19 protein-coding genes are annotated in these 17339 nt (G+C 40.9%); 10 read left to right on the plus strand and 9 right to left on the minus strand.

Annotated elements, in window-relative coordinates; translation table 11 throughout:
- Positions 1–113 precede the first annotated feature (113 nt).
- The 6 genes from H0R92_RS02110 (at position 114) to H0R92_RS02135 (ending at position 6150) form a co-directional block, all read left to right on the plus strand.
- Complete coding sequence (locus H0R92_RS02110; RefSeq protein WP_432960686.1) at positions 114–2438, plus strand: alpha-galactosidase; 2325 nt, start codon at positions 114–116, stop codon at positions 2436–2438.
- 1 nt (position 2439) lies between these two features.
- Positions 2440–3804, plus strand: a complete 1365-nt coding sequence (locus H0R92_RS02115) for a glycoside-pentoside-hexuronide (GPH):cation symporter (protein WP_432960687.1) — start codon at positions 2440–2442, stop codon at positions 3802–3804.
- An 87-nt stretch (positions 3805–3891) separates the two neighbouring features.
- Complete coding sequence (locus H0R92_RS02120) at positions 3892–4161, plus strand: type II toxin-antitoxin system RelB/DinJ family antitoxin (RefSeq protein ID WP_432960689.1); 270 nt, start codon at positions 3892–3894, stop codon at positions 4159–4161.
- Entirely contained in the window at positions 4154–4417 is a 264-nt protein-coding gene (locus H0R92_RS02125) for a Txe/YoeB family addiction module toxin (protein WP_432960690.1), read from the plus strand. The genes H0R92_RS02120 and H0R92_RS02125 overlap by 8 nt, the downstream gene beginning before the upstream one ends.
- On the plus strand, positions 4404–5060 hold the full coding sequence (locus H0R92_RS02130) for a response regulator transcription factor (protein ID WP_432960692.1): 657 nt from the start codon (positions 4404–4406) through the stop codon (positions 5058–5060). Before H0R92_RS02125 ends, H0R92_RS02130 begins: the two co-directional genes overlap by 14 nt.
- 1 nt (position 5061) lies before the next feature.
- Positions 5062–6150 (plus strand): sensor histidine kinase, encoded by a 1089-nt coding sequence (locus H0R92_RS02135; RefSeq protein WP_432960694.1) that lies wholly within the window; start codon positions 5062–5064, stop codon positions 6148–6150.
- A 38-nt stretch (positions 6151–6188) separates the two neighbouring features.
- Here H0R92_RS02135 and H0R92_RS02140 read toward each other — a convergent pair whose 3' ends face one another.
- From H0R92_RS02140 to H0R92_RS02150, 3 genes are all read right to left on the minus strand, one after another.
- On the minus strand, positions 6189–7073 hold the full coding sequence (locus tag H0R92_RS02140) for an Rpn family recombination-promoting nuclease/putative transposase (protein WP_432960696.1): 885 nt from the start codon (positions 7071–7073) through the stop codon (positions 6189–6191).
- A gap of 79 nt (positions 7074–7152) precedes the next feature.
- Positions 7153–9774: an FtsX-like permease family protein gene (locus H0R92_RS02145; protein ID WP_432960698.1), complete on the minus strand. Its 2622-nt coding sequence runs from the start codon at positions 9772–9774 to the stop codon at positions 7153–7155.
- Complete coding sequence (locus H0R92_RS02150) at positions 9771–10448, minus strand: ABC transporter ATP-binding protein (RefSeq protein WP_432960700.1); 678 nt, start codon at positions 10446–10448, stop codon at positions 9771–9773. The genes H0R92_RS02145 and H0R92_RS02150 overlap by 4 nt, the downstream gene beginning before the upstream one ends.
- 211 nt (positions 10449–10659) lie before the next feature.
- Between H0R92_RS02150 and H0R92_RS02155 the strand changes: the two genes are divergently transcribed.
- The 4 genes from H0R92_RS02155 (at position 10660) to H0R92_RS02170 (ending at position 12506) form a co-directional block, all read left to right on the plus strand.
- A complete protein-coding gene (locus H0R92_RS02155; RefSeq protein WP_432960701.1) occupies positions 10660–10878 on the plus strand; it encodes a hypothetical protein in 219 nt (72 codons plus the stop codon).
- Between the two features lie 216 nt (positions 10879–11094).
- Positions 11095–11538, plus strand: a complete 444-nt coding sequence (locus H0R92_RS02160) for a hypothetical protein (protein ID WP_432960703.1) — start codon at positions 11095–11097, stop codon at positions 11536–11538.
- A 69-nt stretch (positions 11539–11607) separates the two neighbouring features.
- Complete coding sequence (locus H0R92_RS02165; protein WP_432960705.1) at positions 11608–12060, plus strand: hypothetical protein; 453 nt, start codon at positions 11608–11610, stop codon at positions 12058–12060.
- Between the two features lie 11 nt (positions 12061–12071).
- Positions 12072–12506 (plus strand): hypothetical protein, encoded by a 435-nt coding sequence (locus tag H0R92_RS02170; RefSeq protein ID WP_432960707.1) that lies wholly within the window; start codon positions 12072–12074, stop codon positions 12504–12506.
- Positions 12507–12532: 26 nt separating this feature from the next.
- On the opposite strand, the gene H0R92_RS02175 is transcribed toward H0R92_RS02170, so the two are convergent.
- The 6 genes from H0R92_RS02175 to H0R92_RS02200 all read right to left on the minus strand — a co-directional run bounded on the left by H0R92_RS02175 (position 12533) and on the right by H0R92_RS02200 (position 17316).
- A complete protein-coding gene (locus tag H0R92_RS02175) occupies positions 12533–12964 on the minus strand; it encodes a DUF2141 domain-containing protein (protein ID WP_432960709.1) in 432 nt (143 codons plus the stop codon).
- A 44-nt stretch (positions 12965–13008) separates the two neighbouring features.
- Positions 13009–13647 carry a hypothetical protein gene (locus H0R92_RS02180; protein WP_432960711.1) on the minus strand — a complete coding sequence of 213 codons (639 nt, stop codon included), beginning with the start codon at positions 13645–13647 and terminating at the stop codon, positions 13009–13011.
- Positions 13648–13705: 58 nt separating this feature from the next.
- Positions 13706–14512 carry an MBL fold metallo-hydrolase gene (locus H0R92_RS02185; protein ID WP_432960713.1) on the minus strand — a complete coding sequence of 269 codons (807 nt, stop codon included), beginning with the start codon at positions 14510–14512 and terminating at the stop codon, positions 13706–13708.
- Between the two features lie 49 nt (positions 14513–14561).
- The gene (locus tag H0R92_RS02190; RefSeq protein WP_432960715.1) at positions 14562–14939 is read right to left on the minus strand and encodes a hypothetical protein; all 378 of its coding nucleotides are present in this window, start codon (positions 14937–14939) and stop codon (positions 14562–14564) included.
- Positions 14940–15015: 76 nt separating this feature from the next.
- Complete coding sequence (locus tag H0R92_RS02195; protein WP_432960717.1) at positions 15016–16737, minus strand: tetratricopeptide repeat protein; 1722 nt, start codon at positions 16735–16737, stop codon at positions 15016–15018.
- Positions 16738–17316 (minus strand): LiaI-LiaF-like domain-containing protein, encoded by a 579-nt coding sequence (locus H0R92_RS02200; RefSeq protein ID WP_432960719.1) that lies wholly within the window; start codon positions 17314–17316, stop codon positions 16738–16740. It abuts the gene before it with no gap.
- Positions 17317–17339 lie beyond the last annotated feature (23 nt).

Genomic DNA, 17339 nt, shown 5'->3' on the forward strand with positions numbered 1-17339 from the left:
AACTTTTGCGGTCAAGTTCGGAAAAGTCCGCTTTAAAAAGCGGCAGGAGTAAAAGCAGGACAGTCTCCCCCGCCCCTTTATATTTCCGGCAAAAATCGTTATACTTTTCGGGTATGATTCACTGTGAAAACAAGGTATTTAATTTGGAAACGGATAATTCAAGTTACCGCTTCCGTGTTACCGAGTACGGACATTTGGAAACTCTTTATTACGGCACAAAGCTCGCAGATGAGGATGTTGAAACCCTTGCTTTAAAACGTACGGCGCAAAGAGGCTCTTCGGTTTGTTACGACGAAAAAAATCCCCTCTACGTACTCGATAACATTCCCTTACAGTGGTCGGGAAACGGACGCGGAGATTACCGGTATTGCCCTGCGGAAATCCGTATGCCCGATACAAGCTTTACCCACGACTTTATATACACATCTCATAAAACGGAAAAAGGCTGCATGCCGCCCTCTTCCCTCCCCTCGGCCGTTGACGGAAACAAAGACGCCGAAACCCTCGTCATCAATTTAAAAGATGCGACAGATGTCGAATTGATACTCTTTTACACGGTTTTTCCGTCCTGCGATGTGATTACGCGGCGGGCGCTTTTAATTAACCGAAGCGAAAAACCCTTGGAAATACGGCGCATAATGAGTATGATGATTGACCTTCCCGACAGAGGATTTACCATGCATACCTTTGACGGAAGCTGGGCAAAGGAAGCTCATATTCATTCAAAAGAAATTGCGTACGGAATGTGGGTAAACGAATCGACGACCGGAACAAGTTCCAATCGGCACAACCCCGGTTTTTTAATGACTTCGCGGAACGCCGATGAAGATTCGGGCGAAGTGTACGCCTTTAATCTTGTGTACAGCGGTAATCATTTCGGATTTATTCAAAAAAGCCATACGGATTTAATACGCATCGGTATCGGTATAAGCCCCCACTGTTTTTCGTGGGATTTAAAACAGGCAGAACGTTTTGAAACACCGGAAGCGGTTCTTTCGTTTTCGGCGGCAGGGTTTAACGGTATGCGAAAAAATATGCACCGTTTTGTAAACAACTGCATTGTGCGCGGCGAATGGAAGGAAAAAGAACGCCCGGTTTTATTCAATAATTGGGAAGGAAACTTTTTTAAGTTTAACCGCCGCTCGCTTTTAAAGGCGGCACAAAAGGCAAAAAAAATCGGCATCGAACTTTTTGTACTCGATGACGGATGGTTCGGAGAACGCAACAGCGATACGGCAGGCTTGGGCGATTACAGCGTAAACACTAAAAAACTTCCCGGCGGTATAAAACGCCTTGCCGACAGCGTACGCAAAATCGGCCTTGACTTCGGGCTTTGGTTTGAACCGGAAATGGTAAACGAAGACAGCGATTTATTCCGCACTCATCCTGAATGGGCGGTAAAAGAACCGTCAAGGCAGCCGGTACGCGGCCGCCATCAGCTTGTTTTAAACCTCTGCCTTCCGGAAGTACAAAACTATATCGTAAAAAACGTATGCCGTATTTTGGATGAAGCGGATATCTCCTATGTAAAATGGGATATGAATCGTTATCTGGGCGCAGCCTTTTCGCCGTCTCTCGAAAATCAGGGTGAGTTTTTTCACCGTTATGTTTCGGGCTTGTATGAAATCCTTCACCGGATTTTCGATGAGCGGCCGCACATCCTGCTTGAAAGCTGCTCGTCCGGAGGCAACCGCTTTGATTTGGGTATGCTTTGTTTTTCGCCGCAAATATGGACATCGGATAACACCGACCCTGTCGAACGCCAGCGGATTCAATCATCTTTAAGCATTTTGTATCCCCTTTCGACAATGGGTGCCCACGTGTCGGCGGCGCCTCACCAGCAAACGCTGCGCGAAACTTCTTTAAGCACACGCTTTAATACGGCCTGTTTCGGTGTTCTCGGCTATGAACTTGATTTGCAGTTTTTAACGTATGCGGAACAAAAAGAAATACAAGAACAAATCGCTTTTTATAAAAAATACCGAAAAGTGTTTCAATTCGGTGATTTTTCGCATACGAACGGTTTTAAAGACAATCAGTTTTTTTGGCAATGCACACGGGATAATATCGCGCTTACCGGATTTTTTCAGGGGACTGCAAAGACCGCCGACACTCATACGGTTTTAAAAGTCAGAGGCCTTAAAAGCGATACCGTCTACACAATCAAAACAAAACCGCAGCGGCTTTTTCTTAAACGTTTCGGCGGCCTTGTAAAGCATATACTGCCGATAAGCCTCGATCCGGACGGTTTTATTTTGCGGACGGCAAACCGCTTTTATACTTTGAATGACTGCGTTGAAACCTATAAGGCTTCGGGCAAACTTTTGGAGCAGGGCATTTTTTTAAACAACCAGTTTACGGGTTCGTATTATAATACAAAGACACAGCTTTTAGGAGATTTCGGCTCCTATTTATTTATAACAAAGGAAGCGGGATAAAATGAAACAAAACAGATGGACCTTCGGCTTGGGAACGATAGGCCGCGATATGGTGTATTCCCTGGTCAGCATGTATTTGATTTTTTACATGACCGACGTTATTTATGTTCCGACAAACGTATTGTGGAGCATTACGGGTATAGTCCTTGCAGCCCGCATTTTCGACGCATGTAACGATCCGATTATGGGCTTGATAGTCGATAATACCAAGACCAAGTACGGAAAGTTTAAGCCTTGGATAGCCTTCGGTGCCCTGACCTCGGGGATTTTAACAATCCTTCTTTTTACCGATTTCGGGATTAAGGGCGGGGTCTATGCTGTCTTCTTCGGTATTATCTATCTTTTATGGGGAATTGCCTTTACCACAAACGATATAAGCTATTGGTCAATGCTTCCCTCTTTAAGCGTCGATCAAAAAGAACGGGAAAAAATAGGCGCTATTGCCCGTATTTGCGCAAATGTCGGCCTTTTCTTTGTCGTTGCAGGTATATTGCCTATTACAACCGCTTTAGGCCATAAAACGGGCAGCCTTGCCAAAGGATATTTTTTCTTTGCAATTATGGTTACCGTGATTATGTGGTTCGGTCAAATTATAACCTTAATCGGAGTAAAAGAACCCGAAATAACAAAGCCTCAAAAGCATACCTCCCTCAAAGAACTTTTAAGCGTTATCGCAAAAAACGACCAGCTCCTTTTGACGGCAATAGCCATGACCCTCTTTATGATAGGCTACATGACTACAACAAGTTTCGGCCTCTACTTTTTTAAGTACGCTTACGGCGATGAGGGTATGCATTCCGTATTTGCGGTTATTCTCGGCCTTTCCCAAATTTCAGCCCTCATTATTTTTCCGGTTTTAAGTAAATTTTTTGTAAGGCAGAACATATATACGGCTTCCATAATAATGGTTTTGGCGGGCTACCTCATCTTCTTTTTTGCACCTGTAAATACCATGCTTTTTATAGGCATTTCGGGCGTTTTGCTCTTTGTGGGTCAAGCCTTTATTCAGCTTATGATGCTCATGTTCCTTGCCGACTGTGTTGACTACGGCCATTGGAAACTTGGCAAGCGGAATGACAGTATTTCGTTTTCGATTCAGCCCTTTATCAATAAGCTTTCGGGAGCTATCGGAAACGGCATCGTAAGTGCAGTCGTCATCCTTTCGGGAATCAAAGAAGCTTCATCCGCCGCCGAGGTTACAAAAGAAGGCCTTTTGATGATGAAAAGCGCCATGCTCGTCTTTCCTCTTTTTTGCATTGTCGGCAGCTACATCCTCTACCGCCTCCGTTATAAAATCGATGAGAAAACCTACGAGCGCATTTTAACGGAACTTGAAGAGCGCGGAGAGCTGGTAAGGAAAGAGTAAATTTATCATATTTGTAAACAATTATATTGACATTGTAAATAATCGTATGTATAATATAAATATATTTTAAGACAATGGAGATTTTCTATGGCTCAAATAAATGTTAATATAAGAATGGATGCTGACATAAAAAAAGAGGCCGAACAGCTTTTTGATAGTTTGGGAATGAATATGACAACAGCATTTAATATTTTTATTCGTCAATCGTTAAGAATCGGCGGTATTCCGTTTAAAATTATGAGTGACGAAAAAGGTTTTTATAATAAATATAATCAGGAAAGACTAAAAGCGGCAGCTGAACGGATGAATCAGGGAAAATATATTGTGCATGACACGATAGAGGAAATAAATGATTAAAGCATGGGATGAAGATGCTTGGGAAGATTATATTTATTGGCAAATAGAAGACAAAAAAGTATTAAAAAGAATTAATCAGTTAATTAAAGATATTGAGAGAAACGGCAATGCGGGTTTAGGGCATCCTGAAGCATTAAAAGGAAATTTATCCGGATTTTGGAGCCGCCGAATTGATCAAAAAAACAGACTGGTTTATAGAATACTCGGTAATCAAATACAAATAATTCAGTGCAAAACTCATTATGGTGAGAAATAATTTGGATAAAGATTCCGATGTAATTCTTATGACCCTCCTTATAATTGAAGACGATGATGCGATACGAAAAGAGATAAAAACCTTTTTTAAGGCGGATTTCGATATTGCGGAAGCCGCCTCGATAAAAGAGGCTTTGCCCTATCTTGATTCCGATATTATACTCCTCGATTTAAACCTTGGCAGAGAATCTTCTTTACCGCTTATCCCGAAAATAGAATCGGCTTGCATAGTTATTTCGGTTCAAGATGATGAGCAAACGATTGTCAGGGCCTTGGAAGAAGGTGCTTGCGATTATGTAACAAAGCCTTTCAGCCTCAATGTGCTTAAAGCGCGGATAAACGCAATTTTACGCCGGAACAATAATCAGGATATTTATTTGAATATAAAAAACGGAGAGCCTATAATTCTCATCGATAAAAAGGAAATTATATTGACAAAAAAAGAATATCAAATAATGAGCCTTTTTTTAAATAACTCGAGCACGGTTTTAACGCGCAGCCTTATCTTGGAACATATTTGGGATAAGGACGAGGCATTTGTCGAAGATAACACGCTGACCGTTACGATGAGCCGCCTTAAAAACAAGATAGGCAGCTCAAAGATAGAAACCGTAAGAGGAATAGGCTACAGGTGGAAGGGTTAACATGCGAGGCTTAAAAATACTCTTTGCCGTTTATTTTTGCATTTTGACGGCTCTCGGTTTTTTTGCTTACAAAAACTTTCAGGAAAAATATACGGCTTCTCTTTCCGCAGTTTTACAGTATCTTCCCGATGAACAAAAGATTGAAGCCCTGCAAAAAATAAAAACGGATAGTATACGGACGGAAGGCGTAAAAACGGAACTCCTTGAAAAACTCATGTACAGGGAAGACAATTCCCCTTTTTATCTTATGCTCTGTGCCGTTTTTGTTTTGATTTTGAGTGCCTGCCTTTTGGAATGTTTTTTTTACAGGCGGCAGAATAAAAAAGAAACGGACAACATCGCCTCCTACCTTGATTCCCTTGAAAAAGGAGAGGGAAAACTGATTCCTAAAAACGGGGGGATTCTTTACGATAGGCTTTACAAGCTGTATACCGAACTCATTTTTGAACGGGAAAATGCTCAAGCCGAAAAGCTTAGATTTCAAAAAAATCTTGAAGATATAGCCCATCAAATAAAAACACCCATTACGGCAATGCTCCTTTCCTTGGAAAACTCAAGCCCGTCCGCAGATAATTCTCCGCTGCACCGCTTAAATGAGCTTACCGAAAGGCTGCTTCATTCGGCAAGCCTTGAATCCGGAACCGTGCCGATGAAAAAAGAACCTGTTTCCGTTTATGAAGCTTGTTTTGAAGCTTATGAGGCTTGCGAACATCTTTTTGAACAAAAAGGCATTGCCGTTCATATCGAATCTTCCGGTATCCTTATAAGTGCCGACTATTATTGGATAACCGAAGCCTTTATGAATATTTTTAAAAATGCAGCTTCCTATCTTTCAAAGGGAAACACTGTAAACGTCTTTTTTAACGAAACACCCCTTTACACGGAAGTTATCTTTAAAGATGACGGGAGCGGTATTCAAAAAGAAGCCTTGCGCTCCGTCTTTAACCGCTTTTATAAAACTCCCGATTCCAAGGGTTTCGGCTTAGGTTTAAACATCACAAAATCCATTGCCGAAAAAAACAACGGCACCCTTTGCGCTTACAACGAAAACGGTGCCGTATTTAAATTTACGTTTTATAAGGGAATTTGAAGAATATTATTGCGAATAATTAACTTATACTTTTTCAATCACAAATTTTCCACTTCCTCTATGGAAAGACCTGTAACCTTTGAAATCAAATCACTACCCAGATTTTCAAATCTCATCAGCTTTGCCGTTTCAAGAGCTTTTTGATATAAGCCATCGGCAAAGCCCTCGCTTCTGCCTTGAGCTATACCCGCTTTTATACCCTCTTTTCGGCCTTCTCTTATACCTTCTTTTCGGCCTTCTTCTCGGCCTTCTTTTATACCTTCCTGTCTACCGTAATAGCGGGCGTCCATTTCAAATCCGGATATAAAGCGGTATTCATTTCTTGCCTGTTCAGTGCTTTTTACTTTTTCTATCATCTTTTCTATCCTCCCTGTAAACTCTGTCGTAACCGTGCCGGTTTTGACGTATTCCAGAAAGCCGCTTAAATTTTTGTCTTCGGCTTTTTTAAAGGCGCTTGCATTTATTATAATCTTTTTTGTGCCGTCTTGTAAGAGTGTTTGCCTGTCTTCAAGGCAGACATTTTCAAATGTGTAAACAGGTTTATCTTTTCCAACCGAATCGAAAAGACACAAAAAGATTATGTAGGTATCGTTCAGGCTGCTATAATGCTCCCCCTTGTCTAAAAACAGAATATCGATAGCCGCCTGATAGTAACGCATTCTTTTCGGAAGATTATGTTCATTAACGGCCTGCATTTCTATATCGTAAGTTTTACCGTTTTCATCTTTGGCCAGTATATCAAGACGTATGCCTTTTGCTTCCGAACCGGTGATTATTGCGTTTTGCGATGATAAGTATATGATTTTTCCGATTTGACCGGTCAGGGTCATTTCAAGAAAAGTTTTGCAGACTTCTTCATCCTGCATTACCTTGCAAAACATAAAATCATCGGCGATGGTTAAATCATCAAAACTTTTGTGCATTTTTAACCTCCCCACGCCTTTAATTATAGCACGAAAATCACACGTTTTCAATTCATAATGCAATAATTATCCGCTTTAGTTACTCCCTTACTTCCTCCGCTATATTCATGCCTTGAAAACGCTTTGCGCCAAGGCGGAAAAAGAGGTAGACGGCAGCGGCAATCAGTACGGTAAGAACTGCGAGCACAGGATAGTTCATATTGAGCAAAAAGCGTTTAAACGTAAACGAAATGCTCACTGTTCCGTACCAAAGCGTTAAGCCTGTACAAAGCGGTACGGCATACAGCACCGAGCGAAACATAAAATAAAAATAGTCGCGCATAAGTAAGGCTTTTAGTTCAGCTTCCCGAATGCCGCACGATTTGAGCAAAAATATTTCGCGCTTGCGGCGGGCAAAAAACATGTTTACGGCAGCGTACACGGTAGCAAGGGTAATCAAAGTGCAGACGGCACATACCGAATACAATAAAAGGGAAAGCACATCGGATGCCGATTTATTGGCCGAGCGCAATTGTTCACCGTCAACACTGAACCGCTCTTTTTCCTGTATGTAATTTTTTAAAAGATTGTTATAATAGTTTTCATCGGCAAGCGGAGTGTTTTTATGTTCTTCGGTGCGGAGATTCATAAAGTATTGGGTAAACGTATAATCGTATTCGTTTTTCGGAGTAAAATGTTCATGCAAAAGCCGATCCAGTTCTTCCGCCGGAATAAAGATTACCGCATCATAGCCGCTTGCAATTTCGTTTCTATCGTATAAAAAATCCTGAGGAAGTTTCCTAATGTATTTTTCGACAACGAATTCTTTTTCCGCCATATCACTGCCTGTACTGCCGATTCCGTACAGAGTTATGGGAAGACTTTTTACGCTTTCGTCAAAATAGGGAATATATTGAGCTTTGGAAACCTCATCTTCAAAATTTTTGCGGACAGAGTTAAGCACCACAATACCGCGGTAATCGCTGTGCCCCGTTAACTTTTTAAAATCATCAGGCAAAAGGCCGGTAAAAAACACCGAGATAACCGCCTTACCGTTTTCTCTTTTAAAAAGTTTACCCTCCGCCTTTTTATAAAATCCCTTTTTTTTAAACTCGCTCGACAAAAACGCTTCAGGCTTCATTGTTGCATATTTTTGCGTGTAAATTAAATAATCTTTTTTATCAAGCTTGTCTTGCAGGTGCTGAAAGGGTTCGGGGATTCCCTTTCTGTGGGTGCGCAAAAAAAGATAAAAATTGTAAACGCTTTCGCTTTTCCAATAATTAAGCTCTACATGGATTCCCGTTTCCATAAGCAAAATAAAAAAGATGAGGCTAAGGGAAAAGATAACAAGGGCGGTACTCGCTTTAAAAAGAGTAAAGTTGTTTTTGCGCAATTCTTTTTCAAGGCTTTTTGCCTGCCTTTTCCGTTTATCTTTTTTAAGCTCAAAGCCGCCTTTTAATGCTTCGATAATGTCCATGCGGGAAAGCTTACGAGCGGGAAGGCTCGCCGAAAGCGCAACGCAGATAAAGACAAAGACTCCTGCAATAAGATTCATCGTTATACTGAAATTATAGCTCGAAACAATTTGATATTGAGCGTTTTTAGAAGTCCCCTTTATAAACTCGATAATAAGAAACGAAAGGATATTGCCGGGAATAAGGCTGAGAAGGACCGCAGGCAGGGCTTGCTTTAAGGCTTCTTTTACCACGAGTTTTTTGAGCTGTTTACGAGAGGAGCCGATACTTTTATACATTGCAAGCGTCCGTATTTTATTGAAGGCCCAAATGCCGTAAATATTTTTAAGCATCAGCACAAAGACGAGAACCGTTCCCACCGCAAGATAGAGAGGAAAAAGCGTTACCGTAAGGATTTGCTCAATAGAAATTTCTTTTCGGTCAAAGGCTCCGTATACGGCAAGAAGAAGATCGTTTACAAAAAAGACATTGCGGAAGTCTTCGGTTTCAGGCTCTATTAAAGAAGCGAGATCTTTTACGGTTTTATAGCCCTTCCATTTATTTGCAAAAACAAGGGCTATGTTTGCGGTCTTTCCGTCCTTAAAAGCATCGCCTACGGCTGAAGTCTTCACATTCGGATTTGCCGCGACGGTAGTCCTGTTATTTTTAAAAATGCCGGTAATGGTAAAGGAGCGCTCTCCTTCAGGACGGAAGATTTCGCCTTTTGCAGGATATTCTCCCGCAGGCACAATCCGCTCATTACCTTCTTCGGTGCCGGTTTCGGCGGAAGTTTCGCTTTCGGCTGCCTTTCCCCCTTCCTTTAACCGCACAATGCGCTTCCCCGCGGTTACGCTCAGTGTATCGCCTATTCCAAGACCGAACCTTTCTTTAAATTCCGTAGAGATTATAAGCTCCGTGTTGTCTTTCGGGAACTTCCCTTCAATCAAGGCATCTCGGGTGAGCATACTGCCTTCCGCTTCTTCAAGCGTGCATAAAACACCCTCATGCCGAATCGAAATCAAATCCCGAATGATGCGGGTTTCCTTGACGTTTTTGTGAGCGGCGATGAGGCTCCGCACTTCCTGCGTATAGGATTTACGCGTAACGGCATCGTAGGGGAAGCGTTCTTTAAGAGAAGCAATCTTACTTGAATATGAAGAATAAGCTATATTCACAAAGAGCGAAAAAAATATGCCCGTCATTGTAACGGCGAGGAGGACGGCTCCGTTTTTTTTCACATCGTAATTTTTTATGCAGAGTTTTTTCATACAGCCTCGTCCTTTACAATTTTACCGTCCGACAATTCCACAATCCTTGACGCGGAAAGGGCGAGCCGATCGTCATGAGTTACCATTAAAACGGTTTGATTATATGTTTTATTTGCATATTGAAGGAGGCTCATAATCTCGTCGGTGTTTTTGCGGTCAAGGTTTCCCGTAGGCTCGTCCGCCAAAAGGAGGGCGGGAGAATAAATGAGGCTCCGCGCAATGGCCGCCCTCTGCTGTTGTCCGCCTGAAAGTTCGTGCGGAAAATTGCTTAGCTTATTTTTTATGCCGAGCTTTTCGGCAAGATTGATAAGTTTATCCTTGTCGACCTTTTGCTTATCAAGCACAAGCGGCAGGCCGATATTTTTTTCGATAGAAAGGTTCGGGATAAGGTTATAAAACTGATAGACAAGCCCCACCTTCCGCCTTCTGAAAAGGGCCAGTTCATCTTCCGTGTATTTCGAAATCTCTTCACCTTGAATAAAAATTTTCCCCGAATCCGGTGAATCTACCCCTCCCAAAATATGTAGGAGGGTACTTTTTCCGCTCCCCGAAGAACCGACAATCGCAACAAACTCACCCCTGCCAACCGAAAGGCTTACGTCATCAAGGGCTTTTACCGGTATATCGCCCTTGCCGTAGGTCTTGGACACATGTTCAATCCGTATAATTTCCATAAAAACCTCACAAAAAACAATGCAGGTGCTCCCACAGCATAATGGTAGACGGTCTACCATTATAATGACGGACGGTCTACCATTACAATGACGGACAGTCTACCATTACAATGGGGCACCTTCTTTATGGTACCCGGTATAGCAGATAAACCTTACATTTATGTGACATTTTACAACTTATATGCTATAATCTTTAATATAGGAGGAAGCTATGTCCTATGAATTGTTGGAGCAACGCATAAAGGCTTTACCGTACTATTACTATCAGGAATCGGTAAATTATCTTGATTATCTTACCGAAAAGGCTGCCAAACATAAAACCGTATCTGAAGAAAATACTTTAAAAAAAATGAGCGAAGCAAGTATTCAAAGCGTATGGGAGACTTTAAAGAATGACACGTGGTGGCGAAAAAGTGTGAACGTTATTTAAAGTCTATATTCCCGAGAGCAACGCTGTACCATGGAAGAATTTGAACATTTACCGCCGTATAACGGATTTAAATCATATCGAATATTAAAATACGCTGATTTTAAAGAACACTATCTTGAATTTATTACCTGTTTTCTTATGGGAAAACACTTAAAAATTATCGAAAAACGAATCATAAAGAATTTTAAAAAGAATATATACATTAAAGAATCGTTTATGCTGCTTGATGAAATGTGCGGCCGCTCAAAAAAGATATTCAGACTGGGTACGCTCTTGGATATTTTTTCAAGAATCGATTATATAAAATATAAAAAAGAAATCCTGAATATTTTATCTCTACAACTTTTTTTCGTAAGTTTTAATAAAAAAAGAAAATTTAAAAAAGAATATAAATTATATACGTATTTTAAGAAAGAATACGTAACATTTGATAAAGAGGATTTTGAAAATTACAAAATAAAAACAGATTCACTCTTATATATTTTTTATCAAGCATTGATATATACCTGTGGAAAGAATATTTTTGAAAAACTGTGGAGAATCGATAATCTCCTTTTTATACTTGAAAAAGATTCCATAATGGAAATTAAAGATTTCCTTGAAAGCAGCACAGCGGGATTGAATACATTGATAAAGCGGCAATCCTGCAGCCCGATATAATACTATCAATCACTCCCTTGTATTCTCAATAGAAACATGTATAATAGATAGAATAGGAGGTATATTTAAATGAATATTTATAAAACAAAGGTGTACAGAATTCTTTTGAATTGCATATACGGATTTTTTGCCGCTGCAATTATCGCCTTCATTGTAAGCAGGTTTTCAAGTGCCGTATTCGTCGGGTGGCTGATTTTTTTCCTGGCTCTCGCCGTTTATTTTAAGGTAATTATAGTTGATAATATAATGACCGTTACCCTTGACGAAAAAACGCTTACGGTAAAAAAAGGTAAAAAAACCGATGTGTTTCCGTTGGACAAGGTGTCGTTTCGGGCAAAAATCGTAAGCTCAAGAGGAGAAAATGCCTGTACCCTGTACGCCGTCGATTCCGGCGGTAAAGAAACGAAAATAAATTGTGAATTGATCGGTATTACGCAATTTGAAGATATGCTGGAAAAACTCGGCGTTACCGGAGATAAAAGTCCGGCAACAAAGCTCGATACAATCGAAAAAAATAATTAAGGAGAATGTATATGAATAATGTTCCGATACTGTATATCGCTATTCCCGTATTTTTTATCCTGTACGGAATAGTAATAACGGTAATGACGAAGGGAAAAAAAGGCCGTGTAAAAAAATGGCTGGAACAAAACCCGAACGCCGTAAAAGTATATGTCAATAAAACAAGTATAGCGGCGGCCGTTTTTTCGGGACAGATTACCGTGCACAGTGTAGACGGCGAAGAGCCTCAATTTTTCTATGAAAAGGTCAGTTGGGGGTTTTACGTTACGCCGGGAAACCATATAATCGAGTCTTCTTTTTCGAATACCCGTCCCGGTATATTGCATAAACGAGTTACAACCGTTTTAGGGCCTTCAAAGCAGGAAATAAGTGCGGATACGGGTAAAACATATAATTATGTTTTTGACAACAAAGAAAAAGCCTACCGGTTTGAAGTGCTGAGTTAACGCCTATAAATCCGGTACGGAAAGCGTTATTTTCCCTTCATCCGCAAAAGCTTTACGGTTATTTCCGTATCGGACTGCACACTGAACTTTAATTTTTTAAAGCCGCCGGGAGGTCCTCCGCCTTCATAGTTTGAAAAACCGGCCGGTTCTTTGGGAATGCCGATAAAATTTGTGTCGAGCTGCCCGTTAGCGTTTTCATCCTGAAATACGGCGCATACGTATTCGCCTGCGGGAACGGATTCGGCTATTGTAAGGGTTTGCGAATCCGGAGAAAGCTCAAACAGCTTGAAAAACTTTTTTTGCTTTAAAGCTTCGGCACTGTCGTGAAGGCCTAAAAAAACCGTTCCGCCCTTCGGAGTAACGTTTTCGAGGGTAATCGTCAAATTAAAATTCTCGCCGAAAAGAAAAGCGGCGGCACACATACAAAGACACAGGATCAGCGCTTTTTTGACATTCATTTTAAACACACTCCGTTGAGGAACGAGGATACGGCGCAAAGTTTTCAAAAAAACGATATTTCTAATTCCACGGCAACCGCTCCGATAATGGTCATGGGCAGCTGAACAAGATATGTTTTTCCTAAATCAATATAATCGCACACAATATTTTCATAGGGAGTTTTAAGAACAACTGTATTGATGTTTGACACAATCGATTTGTCAATCAATAACTTATATTGTGCCATAGCCAATAAAAATTCGGTGTCGTCATCAAGTTCTTCATCGGGTTCGATAAAAGCAAAATCGAGCGGCAGCACAATCTTATTGCGCTCATAGCGGTATAAAAAAGGGAGTTCATCGAAGTCGGATAAAAATGCTCCTTTAACATCAGGATCATTGTAATCCATATTTATTTGCATTACAAAGCCCGTATCAAAGTCATCGTCTATATTTTCTATAGTGGCCGATATTCCTTTTTCTTCAAAAGAATCCGCATGCACAAAAAAGAATTCTTCCCCCATATCGTCAACTATTTCCTGATTTTCCCCCAAAAGCTCAAAAAGCGCCTTCGGCATGGTGAACCGTATAATATTATTTTCCGTGCCGTCGTCTTTGCGGCTTATCGAGTGGAAAATATCAAAAAAAGCAAAAAGGTTTCCGCACACAAAGACAGCACATATAAAGCCGACAATCTTTTTCACAGCTTCCTCCAAAAAATCGGTTTCAAAAAATCGGTTTACAGATTATACATTTTTTATATCAACAATACAAGTCATCGGGTGCATCTTTAATAAAGGCGAAGTTTTTACGCTTCCACTGCGGAACCTTATCTATGCGCGAAAAGGCGGCACCGACATTCATCGTAAAGCCCGTATGCGAAGTGATAATGAGTTTGCAGTGCCGCTCGAATACAAGTTCTTTTAATTTAAATAAAGATGCGATATTTAAGGGCGTGTCAACATTCCATAAATCGTACATTGACCAGCCGCCCTCTTCGTTTAAAAGAAGGCAGTCGCCCGTAAAAAGGATGTCGCGGTTTAAAATATAGCACACGTGCCCCAGCGTATGGCCGGGCGTATATACGGTTTCAATCGATATTCCGTCAAGTTCGGTAACTTCACCGTCGCGTAAACAGGTATAGGGCTTGCCGATTTGTATCGGTGTTTTTAAGTTAAAAAAAAGAAGCTTTTTGCGAAAATAAATCGATTTAAGATATTTTTCTTCTTCTTCGCTCAAATACACATGAGCATTCGGAAACACATCGGTACAGCGCTCATCGACGCCGCCTGCATGATCCAAATCAAGGTGGGTTAAAAATACCGCCCTCACCTTTTGAGGATCGATGTTCAGTGTTTTTAAGCCGCACTCCACATTTTCGCTGTTTTTATAGCCTGTATCGATTGCAATGTAAGCTTCTTTTGTTTTGATTAAAAAGAGGTTTACGTCTTTGTCGCGTATGCAAAAAATGCGTTCGGCAATGCGGCCCGTTTCCAAAGGTTTGAGCATTTTTTTTCCCTTTGTAATAAACGGCTTTACCGTTGTACCGAAAAACTCGATTGTATTCACAGCGCCCTCCTGAAAATCGAATTCAGTATTATGTTAAACTAACACTTTGTCAAGGATTATTTTTTAAAAGGGCGGCAAGTTTTCGAGCCTGCAAAAAATTGTCGTCGGTCGGTTCATATTTGTAGACAATCCGATTGCGCTTTTTATTATCACGGACTGTTACAACTATAGCACAGTATTCATTTGTATGATAAGTAAAATTTCCGGCCGGTAAATCCTTTTTAAAATTCTCGCCTATCTTTATTTTAGTCATTTTCGGTACACGTCCTACATACGCCGTACGTAATTCTGCATGGACTTCAAAATGCGAATATCCTTGTGCGGCAAGGGTTTGAAGTTGTGAAAAATCGGCAAAAATATCGACATGTAAGATTCGTTTTCGCTCGTAAGTCACTGCAATAAACGAAGCGACACAGAGGCATAGCAATATAGAGCATATAATAATTATAATAATAGAACCTCTTTTTTTTAACAGTATCGGCGTTAATTAAAGCGTAAATCTTTTATTTTAACAAGGTTTCCAATTCCGCATTGAGTTTTAAAAAGCCGGCGTCGTTGGGATTAAGGGCAATAACTTGTTTAAGGTAGTATTGGGCTTTGCGGTAATCTTTTTGGCGGTAATAGTATGCGTACAAATCGTAAAGGGCGTTTTCGTTGCGCGGATTTGCCGTAAGACTTGAACGAAGGTCGGCAAGCACTTGGGCGTCGCTTGAACCTAAGCGGCTGCGTTCATAATATAAAACGCTTTTCATTTTCCCTGCGGCATTCGGCAATAAACCGTTTATAAGCGAAGCCGCTTCGTTTTTTTTGCCTTCGGCAATCAAAAGGCGGATATACCATTGCCGGATATGCTCATCGGTTGTTTCGCTCGTATACAAATCTTTTAAAAGAAGGCGCGCTTGCTCGATTTTATTAAGGGCAAGGCAGATTTGCACATATAAAAGAGTATGTTCCACCGAAAGCGTTTCCAACTGCGCCAAAGCGGTAACGGCATCGTAGGCATTTTGCCAATCCTTTCTTTTTACGGAATCTTGTGCAAGAACGGCAAGAGCGCGCGGGTTTCCGGGTTCTTTTTCCAAAACGGCGGCGGCCAATTCAAGGGCTGTTTTGCCGTCAACGGTTTGACCTGAAACGGCGGAAAGTTCGGCTGCAAAAATCAATACATCGGTATCGTCCTTATACTGTATAAATGCTTCTTGAATTGTGGCAACCGCGGCACTGATATTTTTATTCCATACGGCTTGAAGCCGTGAACGCAGTAAAAGATATTCTTTAGAGGTTTTGTCGCTTTTTGCGCATAAATCAAGTAAGGTGGATACGCTTAAATATTCTTGAAGTTCAAATAAAACACGTGCACGAAAAAGCAAAAACTCAATATTATCCGGTTCGCGCTGAAGTACACGGGCAGCCGAATTTTCCGCTTCCGTATAACGTTTTAATGCAAAAGCCGAACGGGCATAGAGCTTAAGGTATTCCGCATGCTGCGGTTCTTTTTGTAAAAAAGTATGCGTAAGTTCATAGGCCGCCGCCGCTTTTCCAGACTGCAAAAGCGCATTTATGTACATGGGAACTATATACTGATTATCCGGTTCAATATCAACCGCTTTTTTAAAAAAATATGCGGCCCGCTCATATTCCTTTGTCCTGAATGCAACCGTTCCCGCCAAATATAAATTAAGCACCGAGTCAGGATAGATTTTTAAAACTTTTTCCAAAGAAAGGGCTGCTTGCGCATAAAAACCGTTAACTGCGGAAGAAGAAAAAACGGCCAAACAAGGAAGCGTAAGCATAAACACGTCATCATCGGCAGACGGAAAGGCAAAAATACCCTTATCGATTGAATCGAGGGTTGCCGTATATAAATTATCGACCGACACGGAAGGAAGCGTCCATGTTACCCTCTCTTTCGGCCATGCATATTTTATAATTGCAGAACATATTGCAAAAAGAACCTGTTCTTGTTCCGAATATCTTCCGTCCGGTTTATGCAAAGCCGAAACGGCACGGCGTATTGCAAGCGGGCTTCCGTTTTGTATATCAACTAAAACGGAGGTATTTACCCCCTTAAAATACGAAGAAAAATATGTGCCGGCAACCGGTGTTTTTATAACCGGCAAAGAATTCCCTTCGGAATCCTGAACGGGCGGAGAACCTTTTTTTTGCGGAGCCGACGAGCAAGCAACAAATAAAAGTAAAGCGGCACAAACAGCAAAAAAACGAGTCATTTATTGCAAATCCTCTTCGTCATCGTCCTCGGAATCTTCACAAAAAACCGGTTGTTTTTGCTTTTGCATATAAAAGAATAAAATAACCAAGGCCAAGCCGAAAATAATAAAAATAATAGGCCACCATGTCCGGGCAAAATCCGCAAACGATATTTTAATGATATCAAGCGAAAAGCATAAAAAAACAAAGCCCAAGCCGGTAAGCGTCAGCCCCGGAACAAGATAGGCTGCTTGCAATTTGCGAAAGCGGACATAGCCTGCAGGAAATAAAAACAAACCCGATAAAACAACCAAAAGCGGCCATATTTCATGTAAAGAATACGGTAGAAGACGGGCATCCGTAATTAAAAACAACAAACTGCATGACGATAAAAATAAACCGGTAAAAATAAAAAATGCGGGTTTTGTTCCGGTAAGGGCAAGATACAGTGCTATGCCGCCGCTTACGGAAAACAACAAAAACCGTAAAATATACATACCGAGAAATATATCCGAAGTCAAATGTACTAAAAGCAGGATTCCGCCGAAAATAAAGAGTAATCCCGCTGCAAGCAGAATGTTATTTTTATCGTGTTTCATTCTTATAGCATACATTATGTACG

The organism is Treponema sp. OMZ 840 (assembly GCF_050937815.1).
Taxonomy (GTDB): Bacteria; Spirochaetota; Spirochaetia; order Treponematales; family Treponemataceae; genus Treponema_C.

What these genes read in the sequence shown, in the direction of transcription:
- H0R92_RS02110 (WP_432960686.1), top strand. Translation starts at nt 114, where the DNA reads ATGATTCACTGTGAAAACAAGGTATTTAATTTGGAAACGGATAATTCA.
- H0R92_RS02115 (WP_432960687.1), top strand. Translation starts at nt 2,440, where the DNA reads ATGAAACAAAACAGATGGACCTTCGGCTTGGGAACGATAGGCCGCGAT.
- H0R92_RS02120 (WP_432960689.1), top strand. Translation starts at nt 3,892, where the DNA reads ATGGCTCAAATAAATGTTAATATAAGAATGGATGCTGACATAAAAAAA.
- H0R92_RS02125 (WP_432960690.1), top strand. Translation starts at nt 4,154, where the DNA reads ATGATTAAAGCATGGGATGAAGATGCTTGGGAAGATTATATTTATTGG.
- H0R92_RS02130 (WP_432960692.1), top strand. Translation starts at nt 4,404, where the DNA reads ATGGTGAGAAATAATTTGGATAAAGATTCCGATGTAATTCTTATGACC.
- H0R92_RS02135 (WP_432960694.1), top strand. Translation starts at nt 5,062, where the DNA reads ATGCGAGGCTTAAAAATACTCTTTGCCGTTTATTTTTGCATTTTGACG.
- H0R92_RS02140 (WP_432960696.1), bottom strand. Translation starts at nt 7,073, where the DNA reads ATGCACAAAAGTTTTGATGATTTAACCATCGCCGATGATTTTATGTTT.
- H0R92_RS02145 (WP_432960698.1), bottom strand. Translation starts at nt 9,774, where the DNA reads ATGAAAAAACTCTGCATAAAAAATTACGATGTGAAAAAAAACGGAGCC.
- H0R92_RS02150 (WP_432960700.1), bottom strand. Translation starts at nt 10,448, where the DNA reads ATGGAAATTATACGGATTGAACATGTGTCCAAGACCTACGGCAAGGGC.
- H0R92_RS02155 (WP_432960701.1), top strand. Translation starts at nt 10,660, where the DNA reads ATGTCCTATGAATTGTTGGAGCAACGCATAAAGGCTTTACCGTACTAT.
- H0R92_RS02160 (WP_432960703.1), top strand. Translation starts at nt 11,095, where the DNA reads ATGCTGCTTGATGAAATGTGCGGCCGCTCAAAAAAGATATTCAGACTG.
- H0R92_RS02165 (WP_432960705.1), top strand. Translation starts at nt 11,608, where the DNA reads ATGAATATTTATAAAACAAAGGTGTACAGAATTCTTTTGAATTGCATA.
- H0R92_RS02170 (WP_432960707.1), top strand. Translation starts at nt 12,072, where the DNA reads ATGAATAATGTTCCGATACTGTATATCGCTATTCCCGTATTTTTTATC.
- H0R92_RS02175 (WP_432960709.1), bottom strand. Translation starts at nt 12,964, where the DNA reads ATGAATGTCAAAAAAGCGCTGATCCTGTGTCTTTGTATGTGTGCCGCC.
- H0R92_RS02195 (WP_432960717.1), bottom strand. Translation starts at nt 16,737, where the DNA reads ATGACTCGTTTTTTTGCTGTTTGTGCCGCTTTACTTTTATTTGTTGCT.
- H0R92_RS02200 (WP_432960719.1), bottom strand. Translation starts at nt 17,316, where the DNA reads ATGAAACACGATAAAAATAACATTCTGCTTGCAGCGGGATTACTCTTT.